The organism is Chryseobacterium taeanense, assembly GCF_900099685.1.
Classification (GTDB): domain Bacteria; phylum Bacteroidota; class Bacteroidia; order Flavobacteriales; family Weeksellaceae; genus Chryseobacterium; species Chryseobacterium taeanense.
Genome location: NZ_FNDW01000001.1, coordinates 201,366 through 220,911, shown reverse-complemented (window position 1 = coordinate 220,911; position 19,546 = coordinate 201,366). Strand labels below are relative to the sequence as shown.

The 19,546-nt window shown below is 37.2% G+C and carries 23 protein-coding genes; 17 read left to right on the top strand and 6 right to left on the bottom strand.

What is annotated here, in order from left to right:
- Positions 1–28: 28 nt before the first annotated feature.
- From BLR30_RS01055 to BLR30_RS01030, 6 genes are all read left to right on the top strand, one after another.
- Positions 29–751 (top strand): DUF3108 domain-containing protein, encoded by a 723-nt coding sequence (locus BLR30_RS01055; protein WP_089853405.1) that lies wholly within the window; start codon positions 29–31, stop codon positions 749–751.
- Between the two features lie 80 nt (positions 752–831).
- Positions 832–1,719: a hypothetical protein gene (locus BLR30_RS01050; RefSeq protein ID WP_089853403.1), complete on the top strand. Its 888-nt coding sequence runs from the start codon at positions 832–834 to the stop codon at positions 1,717–1,719.
- 154 nt (positions 1,720–1,873) lie between these two features.
- Positions 1,874–2,152, top strand: a complete 279-nt coding sequence (locus tag BLR30_RS01045; RefSeq protein WP_040997294.1) for a co-chaperone GroES — start codon at positions 1,874–1,876, stop codon at positions 2,150–2,152.
- 79 nt (positions 2,153–2,231) lie between these two features.
- A complete protein-coding gene (locus BLR30_RS01040) occupies positions 2,232–2,546 on the top strand; it encodes a four helix bundle protein (RefSeq protein WP_228400673.1) in 315 nt (104 codons plus the stop codon).
- A gap of 55 nt (positions 2,547–2,601) precedes the next feature.
- Positions 2,602–4,227, top strand: coding sequence for a chaperonin GroEL (gene groL / locus BLR30_RS01035; protein ID WP_089853401.1), 1,626 nt, complete (start codon positions 2,602–2,604; stop codon positions 4,225–4,227).
- 216 nt (positions 4,228–4,443) lie between these two features.
- Entirely contained in the window at positions 4,444–4,866 is a 423-nt protein-coding gene (locus tag BLR30_RS01030; protein WP_089853398.1) for a YHYH domain-containing protein, read from the top strand.
- Positions 4,867–5,153: 287 nt separating this feature from the next.
- Here BLR30_RS01030 and BLR30_RS01025 read toward each other — a convergent pair whose 3' ends face one another.
- Both BLR30_RS01025 and BLR30_RS01020 read right to left on the bottom strand, forming a co-directional pair.
- The gene (locus BLR30_RS01025; protein WP_089853394.1) at positions 5,154–5,399 is read right to left on the bottom strand and encodes a hypothetical protein; all 246 of its coding nucleotides are present in this window, start codon (positions 5,397–5,399) and stop codon (positions 5,154–5,156) included.
- A gap of 357 nt (positions 5,400–5,756) precedes the next feature.
- The gene (locus tag BLR30_RS01020) at positions 5,757–5,975 is read right to left on the bottom strand and encodes a helix-turn-helix domain-containing protein (protein ID WP_089853392.1); all 219 of its coding nucleotides are present in this window, start codon (positions 5,973–5,975) and stop codon (positions 5,757–5,759) included.
- 200 nt (positions 5,976–6,175) lie between these two features.
- Here BLR30_RS01020 and BLR30_RS01015 point away from each other — a divergent pair, with 200 nt between their 5' ends.
- Together BLR30_RS01015 and BLR30_RS01010 are read left to right on the top strand one after the other, a co-directional pair.
- On the top strand, positions 6,176–6,355 hold the full coding sequence (locus BLR30_RS01015) for a SymE family type I addiction module toxin (protein WP_042719990.1): 180 nt from the start codon (positions 6,176–6,178) through the stop codon (positions 6,353–6,355).
- Between the two features lie 557 nt (positions 6,356–6,912).
- Positions 6,913–7,371: a hypothetical protein gene (locus BLR30_RS01010; protein WP_089853389.1), complete on the top strand. Its 459-nt coding sequence runs from the start codon at positions 6,913–6,915 to the stop codon at positions 7,369–7,371.
- Between the two features lie 162 nt (positions 7,372–7,533).
- Here the strand turns inward: BLR30_RS01010 and BLR30_RS01005 are convergent, their stop codons facing one another.
- Entirely contained in the window at positions 7,534–7,881 is a 348-nt protein-coding gene (locus BLR30_RS01005; protein ID WP_228400672.1) for a winged helix-turn-helix transcriptional regulator, read from the bottom strand.
- A 144-nt stretch (positions 7,882–8,025) separates the two neighbouring features.
- On the opposite strand from BLR30_RS01005, the gene BLR30_RS01000 reads away from it, so the two are divergent.
- The 5 genes from BLR30_RS01000 to BLR30_RS00980 all read left to right on the top strand — a co-directional run bounded on the left by BLR30_RS01000 (position 8,026) and on the right by BLR30_RS00980 (position 11,744).
- The gene (locus BLR30_RS01000) at positions 8,026–8,820 is read left to right on the top strand and encodes an SDR family oxidoreductase (RefSeq protein ID WP_089853383.1); all 795 of its coding nucleotides are present in this window, start codon (positions 8,026–8,028) and stop codon (positions 8,818–8,820) included.
- A 19-nt stretch (positions 8,821–8,839) separates the two neighbouring features.
- A complete protein-coding gene (locus BLR30_RS00995) occupies positions 8,840–9,154 on the top strand; it encodes a hypothetical protein (protein WP_089853380.1) in 315 nt (104 codons plus the stop codon).
- Positions 9,155–9,324: 170 nt separating this feature from the next.
- Positions 9,325–9,984, top strand: coding sequence for a DUF2461 domain-containing protein (locus BLR30_RS00990; RefSeq protein ID WP_175443571.1), 660 nt, complete (start codon positions 9,325–9,327; stop codon positions 9,982–9,984).
- A 54-nt stretch (positions 9,985–10,038) separates the two neighbouring features.
- Positions 10,039–10,857 carry a CPBP family intramembrane glutamic endopeptidase gene (locus BLR30_RS00985; RefSeq protein ID WP_175443570.1) on the top strand — a complete coding sequence of 273 codons (819 nt, stop codon included), beginning with the start codon at positions 10,039–10,041 and terminating at the stop codon, positions 10,855–10,857.
- Between the two features lie 137 nt (positions 10,858–10,994).
- Positions 10,995–11,744, top strand: a complete 750-nt coding sequence (locus BLR30_RS00980; RefSeq protein ID WP_089853369.1) for a DUF3575 domain-containing protein — start codon at positions 10,995–10,997, stop codon at positions 11,742–11,744.
- A gap of 69 nt (positions 11,745–11,813) precedes the next feature.
- Here the strand turns inward: BLR30_RS00980 and BLR30_RS00975 are convergent, their stop codons facing one another.
- From BLR30_RS00975 to truA, 3 genes are all read right to left on the bottom strand, one after another.
- Positions 11,814–12,026, bottom strand: a complete 213-nt coding sequence (locus tag BLR30_RS00975; protein ID WP_089853365.1) for a hypothetical protein — start codon at positions 12,024–12,026, stop codon at positions 11,814–11,816.
- Between the two features lie 367 nt (positions 12,027–12,393).
- Positions 12,394–14,154 (bottom strand): ABC transporter ATP-binding protein, encoded by a 1,761-nt coding sequence (locus BLR30_RS00970; RefSeq protein WP_089853363.1) that lies wholly within the window; start codon positions 14,152–14,154, stop codon positions 12,394–12,396.
- Between the two features lie 857 nt (positions 14,155–15,011).
- Positions 15,012–15,746 carry a tRNA pseudouridine(38-40) synthase TruA gene (gene truA, locus BLR30_RS00965; RefSeq protein WP_089853361.1) on the bottom strand — a complete coding sequence of 245 codons (735 nt, stop codon included), beginning with the start codon at positions 15,744–15,746 and terminating at the stop codon, positions 15,012–15,014.
- A gap of 129 nt (positions 15,747–15,875) precedes the next feature.
- On the opposite strand from truA, the gene lpxK reads away from it, so the two are divergent.
- The 4 genes from lpxK (at position 15,876) to dinB (ending at position 19,501) form a co-directional block, all read left to right on the top strand.
- Entirely contained in the window at positions 15,876–16,901 is a 1,026-nt protein-coding gene (gene lpxK / locus BLR30_RS00960; RefSeq protein WP_089853358.1) for a tetraacyldisaccharide 4'-kinase, read from the top strand.
- The gene (locus tag BLR30_RS00955; RefSeq protein ID WP_089853355.1) at positions 16,885–17,709 is read left to right on the top strand and encodes a purine-nucleoside phosphorylase; all 825 of its coding nucleotides are present in this window, start codon (positions 16,885–16,887) and stop codon (positions 17,707–17,709) included. The genes lpxK and BLR30_RS00955 overlap by 17 nt, the downstream gene beginning before the upstream one ends.
- A gap of 80 nt (positions 17,710–17,789) precedes the next feature.
- A complete protein-coding gene (locus BLR30_RS00950; RefSeq protein WP_089854573.1) occupies positions 17,790–18,305 on the top strand; it encodes a TlpA family protein disulfide reductase in 516 nt (171 codons plus the stop codon).
- A gap of 98 nt (positions 18,306–18,403) precedes the next feature.
- Complete coding sequence (gene dinB / locus BLR30_RS00945) at positions 18,404–19,501, top strand: DNA polymerase IV (RefSeq protein ID WP_089853352.1); 1,098 nt, start codon at positions 18,404–18,406, stop codon at positions 19,499–19,501.
- Positions 19,502–19,546: the final 45 nt, after the last annotated feature.

Here is a 19,546-nt window from a genome sequence, read left to right as displayed (position 1 = left end):
ACAAGGCACTACTTATTATTAAAAAATCATGAAAACATTTCTGATACTTTTGGTAATGAGCAGTGCCAATTTTTTTGCTCAAAAAACATTAAACCCAAATAATGTAAAACCTGAATCCAAATTCATTAAAAATGAAATCTCCGACGCGGTCTGGTACGCCGAGAATGGAGATCAAAAAATAGAAATCGGCAAAATCACCACCGAAATTAAAAAGGTAGACAAAACAAAACTTCTGATTAAAACAACCGTAAAAATGAATCAGGCTCCGGGAAAACCCTGGGTAGATTCTACAGTAGTCAGAGTTTCAGATTTCCAACCTATCTATCATTCCTCTTATAATTTGATGAGAGATATGGTTTTAAATTTCGAAAAAAATAAAGCAACCGGCTATTATCTTGATAAAAAATCTCAGAAGAAAGATCTGGTTGATGAAAAAATTTCCACACAATATTTCGACAGTAATTCTTATCCGGCACTCATAAGATTTTTACCTTTAAAAGAACATTATTCTGCTGACATTCCGATTTTTGATTATAATCCCACAGCCAAAAAAGGAGTTATAAAAGCTTATATTGAAGACATAAACAGCGGAGAATTGAACGGCAAAAAAGTCTGGATCGTAAAAACAACGGATGATATTCAGGACAGGAAAACAATCAGTACTTATTTTATTGATAAATCGACAAGGGAAGTTTTAAAACAGGAAATTGATGCAGGCGGAAGAAAAATGGTCATGGAATCCGTAAAATAAAACAATATATTCTTAAAAAGTATTCAGTTTCTGGATACTTTTTTTTTAGATTTGCCGCAGATTAAAAACTTTCAAAATCCATGAAAAAACTCATTACATTTTTAGTGTTCATATTTACAATGCAAAATATAATTGCGCAGTCTTTACAATTTTATACTGGAAAAAGAGATTTTATACCTATTGAAATTTTAATGGAAGATGGCAGCACTAAAAAAGGATTTGCCCAGGACTTCATGCTTCCTGATGTTGCCACTTTCAGCATCATGGGAAAAGGTCCGAAATATGCCAACCTGGACAGAAAAGATGTAAAATTCAAATCCTCAAAAACTGATACAGAAATACAATTGATTCCGGTCTCCGATATCAAAAGTCTTATTTATACCAACGAAGAAACCCAGGAGCAGTTTCAGCTCGACAAACGTCTGGTAAAAGAAATCAATAAAAATCAGGAGCTGGAATCAGAAGGAAAAGTTTTAATGCTTCCCTTAATGGAAAAAGGTCCCATTAACCTTTATGGTTACAGAAGCATGCTGTGTAAGGCAGACTTTGGCAACAATTTCTCGGCAGGATCTAATGGTAATGAAGACAACTGCCAACTTACCTATGTCATGATATATCTGAGTAAATCCGAAGACTCAGTTGCCATTGCCCCGGTAGATTATCCTTCATTAAGTCCATTAGACTTATTCAATCTTAAAACACTGTATAAAAAGTTTTATACAGCCTACGAAATTGTAGGTGCCGATTGCCCGGAATTCTTGAAAAAAGTAGATGAAGCCAAGCAGAATGATTACTTTTCCAATAAAACGTTTAGGGAAAACAAAAAAGCAATGGACGCGGAACGAAAAGCTTTACTGAAAGGAAAAAAAGGAGCCGAAGCATCAAGAATCAATATGAAATACCGAACAGAACTATTCACGAATATATATAAAAAACTGATCGACGATTATAAAGAATCATGCAAGTAATTAGCATACACAAGTCACCTCAAAAATGGGGTGACTTTTTTTCTGCCAAATTTTCCACTCCCTGAAAAATAAGTCTGCCAAAATTTTCTTTTGCCTCGGTTGGCATACAATTAGAGACTTCCAAGACAGAAATAATTAAAAAATTAAATATATTATGTCAGTAAACTTTAAACCATTAGCAGACAGAGTTTTGATCGAGCCGATCGCTGCAGAAACTAAAACAGCTTCAGGTATTATTATTCCGGACACCGCTAAAGAAAAGCCACAGGAAGGTACGGTAGTGGCAGTTGGCCCGGGAAAAAAAGATGAGCCTACAACTGTTCAGGTAGGTGACAAAGTTCTTTATGGAAAATATTCAGGTTCTGAATTGAAATTGGAAGGAAAAGATTATTTAATTGTAAAAGAAGGAGATCTTTTAGGAATTATTGGCTAAAAAAGCAGTAGGCATTAGGCTATAAGCAATAGGCAATGAGAGACTACAAAAAATATGATACCTGGAAATTGTCCATGAGTTGGTAAAAGAAATTTATCTTATTTCTGAAAGCTTTCCAAAATCAGAACTTTTTGGCTTAACATCGCAAATAAGAAGAGCATCAGTCTCCATTGCGACGAATATTGCAGAAGGCTGCGGAAGATCTACAGACAAAGAATTTGCAAGATTTTTAGAAATAAGTATTGGGTCAACAAACGAAACTGAATATTTACTTTTCCTTTCTTGCGATTTGGGTTTCACTTCCGAAGACAAGTTATCAAGCCTTAATCCTCAACTGAATTTAATTAGACAAAAACTTATACAACTTAGAAAAAAATTATTAAATAATAATTAACAGCTTCAAGGCAAAAGCTTACTGCTTACTGCCTTAAGCTTAAAGCTTTAATATTATGGCAAAAGAAATAAAATTCGATATTGAATCAAGAGACGCTTTAAAAAGAGGTGTTGATGCATTGGCTAATGCAGTAAAAGTAACGTTAGGTCCAAAAGGAAGAAACGTAGTAATCGAAAAATCTTTCGGTGCGCCTCACGTAACGAAGGATGGGGTTTCTGTAGCAAAAGAAATCGAACTTGAAGACAGAGTAGAAAACATGGGAGCGCAAATGGTAAAAGAAGTAGCTTCCAAAACCAATGATATCGCAGGAGACGGTACAACTACCGCTACTGTTTTGGCACAGGCTATCGTAAGAGAAGGTCTTAAGAACGTAGCTGCAGGCGCAAACCCGATGGATTTGAAAAGAGGAATCGACAAAGCAGTAACGGCTGTTGTTGAAAACTTAAAATCTCAGTCAAAAACCGTGGGTGATTCTACAGAAATGGTGAAGCAGGTTGCTTCCGTATCTGCTAACAACGACGAAACAATCGGTGCTTTGATCGCTGAAGCTTTCGGAAAAGTAGGTAAAGAAGGAGTAATCACGGTAGAAGAAGCAAAAGGGATTGATACAACCGTAGACGTTGTAGAAGGAATGCAGTTTGACAGAGGTTACCAATCACCATATTTCGTGACAAATCCTGAGAAAATGCTTGCTGAATTGGAGAATCCATACATCCTTTTAGTTGAGAAAAAAATCTCTTCAATGAAAGAATTACTTCCTGTTCTTGAGCCGATCGCTCAGGGAGGTAAATCTCTATTAATCATCTCTGAAGAAGTAGAAGGTGAAGCTTTAGCTACTTTGGTAGTAAACAAATTAAGAGGTTCTCTTAAAATTGCTGCCGTTAAAGCACCTGGATTCGGAGACAGAAGAAAAGCAATGTTGGAAGATATCGCGATCCTTACAGGTGGTCAGGTAATTTCTGAAGAGCAAGGTTTCACCATGGAAAATATCTCTTTGGATATGTTGGGAACTGCTGAAAAAGTTTCTATCGATAAAGACAACACAACGATCGTAAACGGTGGTGGTGAAGACAGCAAGATCAAAGGAAGAGTAAACCAGATCAAAGCGCAGATGGAAACGACTACTTCCGACTACGACAGAGAAAAACTTCAGGAAAGATTGGCTAAGTTAGCCGGTGGTGTTGCCGTTCTTTACGTTGGTGCTGCTTCTGAAGTGGAAATGAAAGAGAAAAAAGACCGTGTAGATGATGCCCTTCACGCAACAAGAGCGGCTGTAGAAGAAGGTATCGTAGCGGGTGGTGGTGTTGCTTTGGTAAGAGCGATTGCTGCTTTAGAAAACCTTACAGGAATTAACTCTGACGAAAGCACCGGGATCAAAATCGTAAAAAGAGCGATTGAAGAACCATTGAGACAAATCGTTGCCAACGCAGGCGGTGAAGGTTCTGTAATCGTTGCTAAAGTAGCGGAAGGAAGCGGAGATTTCGGATACAATGCGAAAACAGACGAGTATGTAAATATGCTTGAAGCAGGAATCATCGACCCTACGAAAGTAACAAGAGTTGCTCTTGAAAATGCAGCTTCTGTTTCAGGAATGCTTTTAACAACAGAATGTGTAATCACTGAAGTGAAAAAAGACGAACCAGCTATGCCAATGGGCGGAGGAATGCCAGGAATGATGTAACGGTCAGCGACCGAGACAATTTAATATATTAACCGTTCTGATTTTCAGAGCGGTTTTTTATTATTGAAAGAATATTTTATAAATGAGTATGATAATTCGTATCAAGAATATTTTTATATTAGTCCTTATTTATATTACCGTGAATGTCCAAACTAATACCTTGAATGATCTGTGAATTTTAGAGTTTTATCACTTCTACTATTTTTAAATTATATTATGATTTTTGCTCATAGTGGAAGAACTGATTCAAAAGGAGGACATTATGATGTTAAAACAGGAAAATATCATTTTCATCATCATAGCAATTATAATTTCAGTTTTATATTCCTTTTAATTCTTGGAATTGGTTTGCTATTATTTTTGTACTTAGTAAGTCGAAACTCAAACGAAAAGATCAGCAAAAAAGAATACTCTTATCAAAAAAAGCCACTAAACAAACAAGATGAGCAATTAGAAGAATGGAGGAGAAAAAGCGCTAGAGAATATAATAACAAAAGTATTTTAGGTTGTTTTACATATATCATTGCATTCAGTATTACAATGATTTCAATTGTTGCAATTCCTGATGGTAATGGAGCTTACGTAGTATTTTTATTTATTTTGTTCATTTCGTTTTATAATCCTTACAGAAAAAAATAAGTATAAATATCTTATCATTGAATTTAAAGCGCTGGAACCAACTATGCTAATAGGTGGAGGAATGCCAGAAATAATGTAACAGCATACTGCTGAGACAATATAAATTAAAACCTTTGAGATTTTTCTGAGCAGTTTTTTATTAACTGATATGCTAAACAAACAAACTAAGAATATCTAGAATTTCATAACTAAAATAGCCATTCCGTTTATGAATGGCTAAAATGTGGCGGGGCACTGGCATCGAACCAGCACACTAGCATATAATATTTAAAATTTAACATAAATCTTTAGTTAGTTGGTAACCCGCCTGCAATGCCAACAGCCCCGCCAATTTGCATAAAATTAATGCTTAAAAAAGTTAGAATAATTCCAATTAGTAGATGAACAATTACAGTTTTTACTATTTCCATAAAATTTATTTTTTTAAAGTGAATAATTAAGTGACTGATAATAACAACTAAAACCTCTTTTAAATGCCAAACTTCAAAGAACTCTGCTAGGGTTCCCAGATCTTCAGGTTTCCCAATACACAAATATATTAAATTTAACCGAGTTATAATAAAAAAACAACACTAAAAATTCCCCCGATGTCGCGGTTTTGCATTTCGTAACTTTACAGCTACAAGAGTATTTTTCTAAACATCATAAACACAAAAAATCACGAAAAACCATTTCGATAAAACCTTCAATTAATTCATCGTGACTTCCAACTTCTTCGTTGAAGATACCGAGAGCTTTATGAAGATAATTAAGCATTACGTTGAAGAGCTAAAGTATTTCGTTAAGGCATTCAAGTGTTTCGAAGAGACGTTCAACCGGTCCGAAGAGTCAATCAAGTACAAAATACTACATTCTCGATGTCGGAGATTTGCAATCAGTAGAATAATACATCACTTCAAATCCACCAACTCTCCCAAAGAAATTTCCAAAGCATTCGCTAATTCCAGCAAAGTATAAAGTGTAGGATTTACTTTTCCGTTTTCAAGCTTTTCAATTGCTTGTCGGTCTTTATTGCACGCACGTGCGAAATCAGACTGGCTCCAGCCCTTCTGCTCACGAAGCATGATAATTCGTTTACCAAATTCTTTTTTTAACTGATCTCTGGTCATGATCCAAATGTCAGCCAATTCGACGACAAATTTGTCATACAAAAAGTTGACAAACCGGAAAATTATTTTATCTTTGCTAATAAATTAAACCTAGATAAAAAACACAATCTATCATATTACCTTGGCTTGTACAGGCAGGAAGTTCAGGAGTAATCAAGACTTCCTCCTCTACAGCCGACAAAAACTAAAAAAACAGCACCATGATGAACGCAAGAAAAATTAAAATTCACACCAGATACCAGAAAAGCAATCACCGGATGATCACCGTCCCGGAAATCCGCCTTCAGGGAAAATGGCTTGATGCGCTGGGCTTCGGAAAAGGCAAAACCGTACACATCCAACAAAAGAAAAACAAGCTAACGATTACTGTTGCCAAATAGCACAACGCAAAAACTGCATTTGGTTTCCCGCAGGTTGCGCAAGACTTCCGCAGTACTCCGGTGGTTTAAAACAATAGTGTTTGTAACCACCGTACATTGCATTTTATTACAAACACACCTGTTTGTAACTTCCGGAGATTGCATTTTGTTTCCCGCAAGTTGCGCGAGACCTCCGTAGTCCTCCGGTGGTTTAAAACAATAGTGTTTGTAACCACCGGAGAAATTTTAAAAGCAAAACACAGTGACATAAATATTTATATTGGAACAATGTTTAAATCCAACTATTTCGTCAGGTAAAAATCTTATCTTGCGAAGAATTTGGAAGGGGAATCAACGACCAATTTAAATAAAAAAAAACAATAATCATTAATGGAAAAAACAGACTTATACGAAGCTTTTTTTCAGGAAAGTAGTAACTATTACATCGGGCAATTAAACTATTCATTGTTTTCGTCCTATTCCTGCTTGCCATTATCCTACATTCAAAATAATGATAATCCGCTCGCATAGATTCACAGCTATTGCACAATTTATTAATACTATAAAACCAGCAACCCATGATTAAATCTCACGCTTTAGTAGCTACAATCCTTTTATTTTTCCTTGGTTGCACAAAAAAAGACGATATGAAATACAGCGTAGGTCAGGAGTGGAAATATAAAACCAGACAGGGAGAAGAAAACTCAAGCCTTAAAATTTTAAAAATTGAAGAATATCCGACCGGCGGAAAAGTGATCCATATTTCGATGAAAGGATTAAAGATGAAAAATCCTCATCATCCGGAAGGGATTGCAGATAAAATAAGCCATGTTCCGATTACTGAAGATGCATTGGACAAAAGTGTAATCAGCATTAAACATGACAGCCGCAAAACGCCTGACTCCACCGAACTGGATGGATATTATTACTGGAAGAAAGAATTTGATAAAGGAAATGCCGGCGTATTTTCGATTCCCGTTTCCGAGATCGTAAGCTTAATGGAAGAATCCATTGTTTCAGGAGACTTTACCGAGTAAATCATTTAAATTAGCTAAAAATCGTCAGGATGAAAAAGGCCTTTGAATTCCTTACGCAGCTGGAGAAAAACAACACCCGTGAATGTTTGCTGCTCCCTCGGGCACGAACGTCTCGCCCGTGTCTACCAACAGATCCGCTTGTATTCTATTTCATTACAACTACTAATTTTCACCATTCAGACGCTTCAAAATAACTGTCCGCAAATGTTCTTCATGGGTATCACCCCAATTTCCCAACGCCGCAATGACGGGAATTAAGGTTTGTCCGAAATCCGTTAAGCTGTACTCCACTTTTGGCGGAACGACCGGATAGATTTTTTTAGTAATTAATTCATGATCTTCCAGTTCCTTCAGTTGAATATTCAGTACCCGTCTCGTGGCATCCGGGATCTTTCGCTGCAGTTCGCTGGGCCGCTGATGCCCCTGATTAATAAACCATAGCAAACGGATTTTCCATTTGCCGTACAGCACTTCGCCAATCAGATCCAAACCGCAATTCAGGTTCGGCAAAATTTTTCTTTCATACATAAAGCAAATGTAGACCTATGTTCCAAATTGTGCAATAGGGGAAAAATTGTTCCCTATCCGAATCGTAATTCCGTACTTGTGAGGCGCGTACATAAGTCCCAACTTTGCCTAAACAAAACAGACAAAATGGAACAACAATTTAATTTCAACAATGAACTATCAGGCAAAATCGCCCTGGTAACCGGAGGAACAAAAGGAGCAGGAAGAGCCATCGCAGAAAGGCTTTTGCAAGCGGGCGCAACGGTCATTATTACTGCAAGAAATGCCCCGGCAACAGAAAATAGCAGCCTGAATTTTATTGCAGCGGATTTAAGCAAGCCAGAAGGCTCACAAAAAGTAATCGATGAAGTACTGTCGACCTACGGAAAGCTGGATATTTTGGTAAACAATCTCGGATCTTCAGAAACACCTGCCGGAGGTTTTGCCGCATTAACGGATGAAAACTGGGAATCAACACTCCAGGCAAATCTCCTTGCTCCTGTTCGGTTAGACAGAGGATTTTTACCACAAATGATTGAGCAGAAAAGCGGTGTTATTATTCACATCGCTTCTATTCAGGGCAAACTGCCGCTCTATGATTCTACCCTACCTTATGCCGCTGCCAAAGCAGGATTAATTAATTACAGTAAAAGTTTATCCAATGAGGTTACGCCAAAAGGTATTCGTGTGCTAACAGTTTCACCAGGATGGATTAATACAGCGGCATCGGTAGCCTGGCTGGGCGAGATCGCGAGAAATGCAAACAGTACCGTAGAAGAAGCTCAGCAGAGTGTCATGGATGCATTGGGCGGAATCCCTTACGGCAGACCCGCCGAACCGGAAGAAGTAGCGGAATTCGTTGGGTTTCTTGTTTCGCCGAGAGCCAATTATTTAACAGGAACAAATTTTATAATTGACGGCGGAACCGTCCCAACTATTTAACCATCTAAAATCACATACAATGAATTTACCAAACATAGTAACCGAATTAGTAAAGGCACAGAACAACTTCGACAGCACATCGTACGCCAATTGTTTTACAGAAACAGCTGTAGTGTTTGACGAAGGAAAAACACACAACGGAAGACCCGAAATAAAAAACTGGATCGATAAAGCCAATAAAGAATATCAGGCAACGATGAAACCGTTAGATTATTCAGAAGCAGAACATACTCTGAAAGCAGAAGTTTCAGGGAAATTTCCCGGAAGTCCTATTGTGATGACGTATTATTTTGAATTTGAAGGCGAATTAATTCAATATTTGAAAATAGTATAAATCATTTGATATCGTTAATAACATTTGAAAAGCAGGGCTGAAGTTTACACTTCAGCTTTTGTATTTCTGGTAAGTTTTGTACATTTATCTCCGCTGGCGTGAGTCCCTTACTCATGCCTTTCAATACTAATCAGCATTAATAATACGATAATTTTGCGAAAATCATTACCATGAAAAAAGCCTTTGAATTTCTTAAACGTCTGGAGAAAAACAACAACCGCGAATGGTTTGTCGCCCACAAAGCAGAATACGATGCAGTGGTAAAAGAAAACAAAGCGCTTTTCGATCAGATTTATGCTGAACTTCAGCAACATGACCAGGTATCAGGAATTCATATTTTCAGGATTTACAAAGATGTCCGGTTTTCAAAGGACAAAACGCCATACAAAACCAATTTCGGAGTCGGGTATTCCCGCTTAAAACCGATGCTGAGAGGAGGTTATTATATTCACATTGAACCCGGCAACAGCTTCGTAGGCGGCGGATTCTGGGGACCGGATGCCAAAGATCTGCTCCGCATCCGCAAAGAATTTGAGATCAGTACTGCGGAAATTGATAAGATTACTTCAGACAATACCTTTGTAAAGTACTTTAAAGAAATAAAAGGCGATGCCGTGAAAACAGCGCCGAGAGGTTTCGATAAAAGTCATCCCGCCATTGACCTCATCAGGAAAAAACAGTATGTCGTCATGAGACCATTTACTGACAAGGAAGTTTTATCGGACGGTTTCCATAAAGAAGCAGTGCTCACTTTATTGGCCATGCGCCCTTTCTTTGATTACATGAGCGAAGTGCTTACCACAGATTTGAATGGGCAATCTTTAATTTAAATTTGACTAAATCATCAAAACATTTAAGCAACTATATCAATAAAAAAATACACAATGAAACAACTAATAACCTATTTCAGCTTTGCATATTTCATCAGTTGGCTCATCTGGCTTCCCTTGTACGGACAATCCTTTGGTCTGAACAATTTACCGGTTCTCCCTTATCATCATGCCATCGGCGGACTTGGACCTTTACTCGCTTCATTTATCACGACATGGATCTACCAGAAAAAAGAAGGAATCAACCGATTAATTAAAAGCTGCCTGAAAGTAAGACCTTTCATGTATTTACTCATTGCGCTCTTCAGTCCTTTCCTGCTGGCTTTCATAGCGGCTTGCATCAATTATTTTATTGATGGCTCCCCAATAGACTTAGCCGGAGTTTTTACCAGTAAAGAATTTCCTCAATTCAACCTGCTGACTTTCTTCATCTATAATGTAATATTTTTTGGCTTTGGGGAAGAAGTCGGCTGGCGCGGTTTTGCACTGCCGAGATTTCAAGAGAAATTCAATGCTTTGACATCAAGTATTATTCTGACTGTATTCTGGGCTTTCTGGCATTGGCCGCTTTTTTTATACAGACCCGGTTACACTGCAATGGATATTTCAGGTATTTTCGGATGGTTTTTCAGCCTTCTTACAGGAAGCATATTACTGACGTGGTTGTATAACTCTTCGCGGGCAAGCATCTTGGTGTGTGCCGTTTTTCACTCAACCATTGATATTGCTTTTACGGCAGACTTTGCAAACAAAAATATTGTAAACTATATGGGATTTCTTATTACCATCTGGGGAATAGTAACGATTATAATTTTTAAGCCTAAAAATTTAGCGAAAAATACAAGGGAGAAAATTGCATCAAATCAGCAGTAAAATCTCTTTTAATACACTTGGAAAATTGGTTCGTTAGCAAATAGAAACTTATTTTAACCCAAAAGTGTATTTACATTAATTTTTTTGCCCGCTTTTTGCTATTTTCAAAATAATTCAAATCACAAAATAGTAAAATCATGAAAAAATTACTACTCATCATTCCCTGCTTTATGCTTTCGGCAATAAAAGCGCAGGAAGCTTCTGGCTCGCCTTCCGAAAAAATGAATATCGTTAAAACAAATGTGACGGCTTATGCCTTCAGAAACATTAACCTTTCTTATGAAAGAGCATTTACCCGTTGGTTTTCATTAAATATGGGGTTCGGCGTTATGCCAGAAGGAAAAATTCCGTTTATCAATTCTTTTTTAAGTGATAATGATGAAAAAAGATTTCAGAATCTGGAAGCAAAATCCTTTAACTTTACTATAGAGCCACGTTTCTATGTTGGTGCTGGATATGGAAAAGGATTTTATATTGCACCTTATTATCGCTATTCAAAAGTAACTTCCAATACATTCGATTTTTATTATGACTATACCTTTAGCGGAACAACATATCAGATTCCTTTGAAAGGATTCGGGAGCGCTCATGGAAACAGCGGCGGAGTCATGATAGGTGCACAGTTTTTCCTGACCACCAGTCGCAATCTGATACTCGATTTATGGATTGCCGGAGCACATTACGGCTCGGGGAAAGGAGATTTTACAATGACAAGCGATATTCCGCTTACTCCTGATATGCAGGCCGAATTGAAGAAAGAAATTGAAAACCTTGATATTCCTTATGTAAATTATACGGTGGAAACGAATACAAACGGAGCAAGAGTAATCATAGACGGTCCCTGGATCGGTTTCAGAACGGGGTTGTCTCTGGGATACAGATTTTAGTAATAATGATAGTAGGCTATTATATCGTAAAAAAGGCGCGGCTCAGAAAATCTGAGCCGCGCCTTTTATTTAATGATAAGCTTGCTTGAATTTTTCCAGAATATTATCCAGATTATGCCTCTGAACATATACACTTTTTATATCTTCGTATCTTGGTGATTTGTAAAATACCTCGTGGAAATCCATACTACCGTTCCCCACTTTCACCACTTTCTGAACTTCGATATTCAACTTTCTCAATTCATCTTTAAAAACCTGAAATTCGTCTTGGATATTTTTCATCTATATTTTTGGATTTTAATTAAAACTACACTTTTATATCAAACACCCTACCAAAATTCGGGGGTCTTGCTTAATTTTAGCATAAAGATAATGAATTTTTCAATACAAATACCATATTTACTTAACATTTATTCAATACTTCATTAATATAAAAATCATTTTAGCAATATTTATACCAATTCAATAATTTCGTGATTTACCCAAAAAATTAAACAAAGTTTTTAAACCCTGATAAAAGCAAGAGTTTTTAAGTCTATTTATCATCAGTAAAAGGTTTCTGTAACAAGCGGCGAAAGTCCTAAGGTTGCTATAAAAAAGAGGTTAAAACCTTATTGATTTTAACCTCTTTTTATATATTTTTTGTGAACTATTTTTCAGTTTTCTCTTCTTCAAGTTCAACCTCATGTCTCAGCTGAGCCTTGTATAAAGTGGCATAATATCCGTTTTTATCAAGCAACTCCAGATGTTTGCCTTCTTCTACAATTTTACCATGTTCCATGACGATGATCTTATCTGCTTTTTCAATCGTGGAAAGTCTGTGAGCAATGATAATGGATGTTCTGTTCTTTGTAATCTTTTCCGTAGCTCTTTGGATCAGTTTCTCACTTTCGTGGTCTATCGACGACGTTGCTTCATCCAGAATCAAAATTTTAGGATCGGAAAGATAAGCTCTTAGGAACGACAAAAGCTGTCTCTGACCAAGAGAAATCGAAGAACCTCTTTCGCTCACGACATAATCGTATCCTCCCGGAAGGCTTTCAATAAATTCATCCACCTCAATTTCCTTCGCACCGGCTTTGATCTGTTCAAGAGTAATAGTATCGTCACCAAATGAAAGATTCTCAAAAATACTTCCGTGGAAAAGGAAAACATCCTGCAGAACAACACCAATATGACTTCTCAGACAATACAGCTCATAATCTTTCAGATCAACATCATCTATGAGGATATTCCCGGAATTGATATCGTATAATCTTGTGATCAGGCTGATAATGGTTGATTTTCCGGCACCGGTAGCTCCTACAATCGCTACGGTTTCGCCCGGATTTACTTTAAAGTCGATCCCTTTTAATACCTCCTGCTTTTCGTCGTACGCAAAATGTACATTTCTGAATTCAATCTTTCCGTCAAAATGATCTTTCTGTACTGTTCCGGTATTCGCCATTGAATTTTCTTCATCCATCAATCCCAATACCCTTTCGGCACCCACAATACCTCTCTGAATATTGTTAAATCGATCCGCGATCTGCCTCAAAGGACGGATCAGCATGGAGATATACTGAATAAATGCAATCACAACACCGGCACTGATCGTGATATATCCACCGTAGAAAAGTATAAATCCGATGAACAATGAAGAGATTAATTCCACCACAGGAAAGAATAACGAGAAGATAAAAACCGTTCTCAGCAGTGCTCCTTTCAATGTGATGTTAATTTCATCAAACTTTTTAAATTCCGATTCCTGTCTGTTGAATACCTGAATGATCGACATCCCTGCCAGTCTTTCCTGAACAAAAGAGTTTTGGTTGGAAGTCCAGTTTCTTTCATCTCCGAAAGCTTTTTTAAGTCTTTTTTGGAAAAATCTGGTAATAGCCACCATTAAAGGTAATATAGCAAGGGTAATATAACTCAGATGTACATTGGTGCTGAACATCATCACCAATACAAAAACAATCCTCAGAACATCCCCGAAAACCATCAGGAAGCCATCCGTATAAACTGTGGCTATAGTTTCCACATCCCCAACGGCTCTGGTTACCAGCTGTCCGATCGGCGTTTTATCGAAAAATGATGTTTTAAAATAAATAAGCTTGTTATAAAGTCTCTGCCTGATATCTCTGATTACATTCTGTGAAATATAATTGGAAAAATAGACCAGAAAAAAATTCAGAACAGTTTCCGCAAATACCAGCCCTACCAAAATGTAGATATGCTTCATCATTAAAGCTTTGTCCTGAAGCTTTGTGATGTCATTATCCACCACTTCCATGGTAAGATAAGGCCTGTAAGTAGAAACCATTGCCAAAATGATGGAGATAATCAACGTAAGGATGAACCATGAACGAAACTTCATTCCGATAAAGAACAGCCTCTTGATAATTCCCCAGGTATCTTGTTTTTTCATTGTACGAATTGAAGAAAGAATGATATTAAAAAATTCTATGCAAAAATAAGACTTTAAAATTTGACAATCTTTATAAGTTTATTAAATACTCATGAAAATTTCAGATGGCTTTTATTTATGATATATATGATTTTGCATATTATGGCTGTTTAAACTTTTATATGACCGCAAAAGTTGCAAAAGACGAGCTTAACTTTTATTTAAAGTTGATAATTACAAATGAAAAAGATTACAATGGCTTAAAAAATCTTCGATTTTTATTCTTTTGAAAACTTTAAATATACAATCATTTCATTGTGATTACGTCTTAAACCGATATTTATAAATTAATATACATCTTACATACATCTAGATACGTTTCACATAGATCAATATACGTATTAAATATATTGATAGACATCTTACATATATAAATATAAGTTCTATAATAATATTTATACGTCTTATACGGGTACGGAGACGTTTGTCATCTATGCTGAAGAGTCTATAACATGGACGAAGCATCATACAACGTATCCAGATAGGTCATAAAACTTGCAGGATGAGTAAACAACGCCTACGGATAATAAAATTACTTCCGGAAAGGCGTAAAGAACCCCACGCAAGATCTTAATAACCGCGCTGAAGCATTAAATAAACCTCAACAGAATAGTAAAATACGCAGGCGGATCATTAAACAACGTTTCTTAAGGACTAAATAATCTCGCGATCCCAAAAGATCTTAGCACAGGCAAAAAACTTTGCGAGCTTATACAAGTAAAACGGCTTTGTATACCTTAAAAACAGTCAGCAGATAAAAAATCTTTTTAGACTTTGGGTTAAAAAACGCAGCTTGATGTCAGAAGCCTAGGAAAATTTCAATCAAAATCATATCCAACATCTACAAGATATAACCCATGAGCTGGTGCAGACGTTCCGGCAGAATTCCTGTTTTTATTTTCAATGACGGTTCGGAGATCTTCAGGTTTTAATTTTCCCGCACCAATATCCACCATGGTTCCGACGATAGCACGCACCATATTTCTCAGGAAACGGTTGGCCGAAACGGTAAATTTCAATTCGCTGCCTTCCTGCTCCCACTCTGCTTTGTAAATTTTGCAGAGATTGGTTTTGTTGTCGGTATGAAGTTTGGCAAAGCTGGTAAAATCTTCATATTCAAAAAGGATTTTGCAGGCTTCGTTCATTGTATTGATATCCAAAGGTCTTCTCCAGTGCTGCCAGGCAGAATCTTGTGTAAAAGGATTTTTATCCAGAGAAATATAATATTCATACGTTCTGTAAGTGGCACCGAAACGGGCATGGAAGTCATCTTTGACCTGAAATATTCTTTTAACAGAAATATCAGGAGGTAAAAAGCTGTTTAATTTTCTGGGAAGATCCTGACCCAATACTTTTTCCGTATCAAAATGAGCAAAGATTTTCTTCGCGTGCACGCCGGTATCCGTTCTTCCAGCACCGGTAGTTTTTATGTCTTCCCTTAAAATTGTGGAAAGCGCTTTCTCCATTTCTTCCTGCACGGAAACTGCATTCGGCTGGATCTGGTAACCGAAATAATTTTTGCCGTTGTACGAAAATTCAATAAAATATCTCACTGAAATAAAATAACGTTGCAAAATTACTTTAATTAAATGATAATCTTGAACACATTTTTTAAAATAAATCTCGAAAAGTAGCTTCGATAATAAGTTAAATACATACGAAATTCCCTATTTTTGCAAGGTATGAAAAGATGGTACCTTTATCCTTTTTCGCTAGGTTATCACATGGTAACGGGTATCCGAAACACAATGTATGATCTGGGAATTTTTAAGTCGACAAAATTCAGGACTCCGATCATTTGTGTCGGTAACCTTTCTGTGGGCGGAAGCGGAAAATCGCCTATGGTGATGTATCTCGCTAAGTTTTTATCTAAACATTACAGAACGGGAGTGCTTTCAAGAGGCTATGGAAGGCTCACGAAAGGCTACGCCGTTACAAACTATGAAAGCAATTACAAAACAGTAGGTGATGAAGCCATGCAGTTGTTTGAACGATTTAAAAACCGTTTCGTCATTGCCGTTTCCGAAGAAAGAGTTCCCGGCGCTAAAAAGGTAATTTCTGATATGGATCTGGATGTCCTCGTTCTGGATGATGCGATGCAGCACAGAGCGATAAAGCCCGGATTCACGATCATGATGACCGATTTTAATGATCCGTATTTTAAAGATCATCTGCTTCCTGCGGGAGATTTGCGGGAATCAAGATCCGGATCAAAAAGAGCAGACATCATCATGGTAAGCAAATGTCCCGATGAACTTACCGAGGAAACCAAGCAATATTATATCTCAAGAATAAGGCCGTCACATCATCAGAAAGTATTCTTCTCGTCGATAGGCTATGATGAAAATGTGTATGGCAAAGAAAAAATGCTTCCGGATAACAACCTGAATTATTACGACATTCTTCTCATCACAGGAATTGCCAATCCCAAACCACTGCTGAATCACCTTGCAAAATTTTCACAACGGGTAACCCACCTAAAATTCCGCGACCATCATAATTTTACGGAAGCGGATATTAAAAATATTGTATCAGAATATAAGAAATTAGGCGAATACAAGCTGATCTTAACGACTGAAAAAGATTATGTACGACTTAAAACTTTCGATTACCTAAGAGAGATTGTCTATTATTGGCCAATTAATGTGATTATTGACAGGAAAGAAGAATTTAACCAAATCATCTTGGATTATGTTAGAAAAAATTAAGAAAACCGCAGATTTCATCCAGAGTATTATTAAAGAAATTCCTGATTTCGCGATTGTGCTAGGATCCGGATTAGGTAAACTTCAGGACGAGGTAGAAGCTATCCACACAATGGAATATGCTGAAATTCCTGATTTTCCACAAACAACTGTTGCCGGTCATAGTGGGAGATTAATTTACGGACAACTGGAAGGTAAAAAAGTCCTTATGATGAGCGGTCGCTTCCATTATTACGAAGGTCATTCCATTGAAAATGTAGTTTTCCCGATCAGAGTTTTTCATATGTTGGGAATAAAAAACCTCATTCTTTCCAATGCTTCCGGTGGAGTAAATGCTGAATATAAAATTGCAGATATTGCTATTATTAAAGATCACATCAACATGATGCCTGAGCATCCACTTCGTGGACGGAATATCGATTCCTTCGGCCCTAGGTTTGTGGATATGAGTGAAGCATACAATAAAAAGATGATTTCGGAGGCTGAAAAAGTTGCTTCAGAAAACAATATCAATATCCATAAGGGAATTTATGTAGCTCTGCAAGGACCTACTTTTGAAACTCCCGCAGAATACGGAATGATAAAAGCCATCGGTGGCGATATGGTAGGAATGAGCACCGTTCCAGAAGTAATCGTAGCCCGACATATGGGAATGAACGTTTTCGGAATCTCCGTGATTACAGATCTTGGAGGGCCTGACATCGCTTTTTCCGTTTCGCATGAAGAAGTTTTAAATGCAGCCAATAAGGCAATGCCAAGCGTCATAACCATTGTGAAAGGTTTGGTCAGAAACTATCATCAATCATTATAGAATTTTTCAATAGTACAAATTACCGTCGATAACTTTCAAATTGCTTTTCATTCTTTAGATTTGTATAAATGATTTTTAAAATGAAGAAGCTTTTGTTATTATTCATGATGGGAATTTTCGGGTTAAGCTGCTCTCAGCAGACTCCTAAAGTTCTTAAGACCAGTTTCTCCAAAGAAGCCTTGCTTCAGACGGTAGAAGATGAAGAAGGTAAAACAGTGACCATACAGCAGATCCTGGATCAGCATAAAGGGAAAGTTCTGGTGCTTGATTTCTGGGCCGGCTGGTGCAGGGATTGTTTAAAAGCACTTCCGAAAGCCAAAGAACTGGAAGACAACAATAAAAATATTGATTTTGTTTTTCTTTCATTAGACCGCTCCAAAGAAGGTTTCGACAAAAGCCTGGAAAGATTTGAAATGAAGGACAAAGAAAATTACTGGTTTGCTTCGGGCTGGAAAAATGATTTCAACAATTATATCGACCTCAACTGGATTCCGAGATATATGGTCATTGACCAGAAATCTGCGATTGCCAAATATTATGCTATCTCTCCGGAAGATCCGGATATCCAAGCAACCATTGATAATCTTTTGAAATGAGTTTGAGATCGAGGTTGAGGTTTTAATCATCATCTCAACCTTAGCCTCAACCTTTAATTCTCAATATACACTATAACAGGAATCCATATCTTTGCGGTATGGATTCTTCTTTTCCACTTCGCAAAATTATTCATGTTGATATGGATGCATTCTATGCTTCTGTGGAGCAACATGATAACCCTGCACTGAAAGGCAAAGCGATTGCGGTCGGAGGAGAACATCGCGGTGTCGTTGCCGCGGCAAGTTACGAAGCCAGAAAATTTGGGGTACGTTCTGCCATGCCCAGTAAAACAGCAAAAGAGAAGTGCCCTCATCTTATTTTTGTTTCACCAAGATTTCAGCGGTATAAAGAAATTTCAAGAAAAATACGGGAGATCTTTTACGAATACACCGATCTGGTCGAGCCTCTGTCTCTCGATGAAGCCTATCTCGATGTCACGGAAAATAAAAAAAATATAGAATCTGCGAACCAGATTGCCAGGGAAATCCGTCAGAAGATTTTTGAACAGACCGGTCTCACAGCTTCCGCAGGCATTTCCATTAATAAATTTTTAGCTAAAGTAGCATCAGATATTAATAAACCCAACGGGCAGAAGACCATTCATCCCGATAAAGTCGAAAGCTTCCTGGAAGATTTACCTGTAGAAAAATTTTACGGTGTAGGGAAAGTTACGGCGAACAAAATGTTTAGTTTAGGTATTTATAAAGGAAAAGATTTAAAGAAAAGATCGATTGAGGATCTTACAAGAATGTTCGGAAAGTCAGGCGCTTATTATTATAATGTTGTGAGGGGAATTCATACCTCTGAAGTAAAGCCTCACCGTATTCAGAAAAGTGTTGCGGTAGAAAGAACCTTTTTTGAAGATCTATTCGATGAACAGCAGATCAACGAAAAACTGCAGAGCCTTAGTGAAGAACTTCACAACCGTCTCCAGAAAAATAATATTCTTGGTAGAACGCTGACTCTTAAAATTAAATATAAAGACTTTTCCCTTTTCACACGAAGCATCACCCGGGAAGAATATTTCTCGTCGGCAGAGCAATATTTCAATACCGGAAAACAGCTCTGGGAACTCCGCCCCTTCGACAAACCGGTACGGTTGCTGGGTTTATCTTTATCCCAGCTCAATACGGAAGAGAAAAAACTGGTATCCGTTCAACTAAAAATTCCGTTCAGAGAATTTGAAGACCAATAATCTCGAAAAATTTCATTACATTGTAGTAACCAAATTTTCAATTTT

Excerpts from the sequence above, each read along its gene's own strand:
- BLR30_RS01055 (WP_089853405.1), top strand. The coding sequence starts at position 29 with ATGAAAACATTTCTGATACTTTTGGTAATGAGCAGTGCCAATTTTTTT.
- BLR30_RS01050 (WP_089853403.1), top strand. The coding sequence starts at position 832 with ATGAAAAAACTCATTACATTTTTAGTGTTCATATTTACAATGCAAAAT.
- BLR30_RS01045 (WP_040997294.1), top strand. The coding sequence starts at position 1,874 with ATGTCAGTAAACTTTAAACCATTAGCAGACAGAGTTTTGATCGAGCCG.
- groL (WP_089853401.1), top strand. The coding sequence starts at position 2,602 with ATGGCAAAAGAAATAAAATTCGATATTGAATCAAGAGACGCTTTAAAA.
- BLR30_RS01030 (WP_089853398.1), top strand. The coding sequence starts at position 4,444 with ATGATTTTTGCTCATAGTGGAAGAACTGATTCAAAAGGAGGACATTAT.
- BLR30_RS01020 (WP_089853392.1), bottom strand. The coding sequence starts at position 5,975 with ATGACCAGAGATCAGTTAAAAAAAGAATTTGGTAAACGAATTATCATG.
- BLR30_RS01015 (WP_042719990.1), top strand. The coding sequence starts at position 6,176 with ATGATGAACGCAAGAAAAATTAAAATTCACACCAGATACCAGAAAAGC.
- BLR30_RS01010 (WP_089853389.1), top strand. The coding sequence starts at position 6,913 with ATGATTAAATCTCACGCTTTAGTAGCTACAATCCTTTTATTTTTCCTT.
- BLR30_RS01000 (WP_089853383.1), top strand. The coding sequence starts at position 8,026 with ATGGAACAACAATTTAATTTCAACAATGAACTATCAGGCAAAATCGCC.
- BLR30_RS00995 (WP_089853380.1), top strand. The coding sequence starts at position 8,840 with ATGAATTTACCAAACATAGTAACCGAATTAGTAAAGGCACAGAACAAC.
- BLR30_RS00990 (WP_175443571.1), top strand. The coding sequence starts at position 9,325 with ATGAAAAAAGCCTTTGAATTTCTTAAACGTCTGGAGAAAAACAACAAC.
- BLR30_RS00985 (WP_175443570.1), top strand. The coding sequence starts at position 10,039 with ATGAAACAACTAATAACCTATTTCAGCTTTGCATATTTCATCAGTTGG.
- BLR30_RS00980 (WP_089853369.1), top strand. The coding sequence starts at position 10,995 with ATGAAAAAATTACTACTCATCATTCCCTGCTTTATGCTTTCGGCAATA.
- BLR30_RS00975 (WP_089853365.1), bottom strand. The coding sequence starts at position 12,026 with ATGAAAAATATCCAAGACGAATTTCAGGTTTTTAAAGATGAATTGAGA.
- BLR30_RS00970 (WP_089853363.1), bottom strand. The coding sequence starts at position 14,154 with ATGAAAAAACAAGATACCTGGGGAATTATCAAGAGGCTGTTCTTTATC.
- lpxK (WP_089853358.1), top strand. The coding sequence starts at position 15,876 with ATGAAAAGATGGTACCTTTATCCTTTTTCGCTAGGTTATCACATGGTA.
- BLR30_RS00955 (WP_089853355.1), top strand. The coding sequence starts at position 16,885 with ATGTTAGAAAAAATTAAGAAAACCGCAGATTTCATCCAGAGTATTATT.
- BLR30_RS00950 (WP_089854573.1), top strand. The coding sequence starts at position 17,790 with ATGAAGAAGCTTTTGTTATTATTCATGATGGGAATTTTCGGGTTAAGC.
- dinB (WP_089853352.1), top strand. The coding sequence starts at position 18,404 with ATGGATTCTTCTTTTCCACTTCGCAAAATTATTCATGTTGATATGGAT.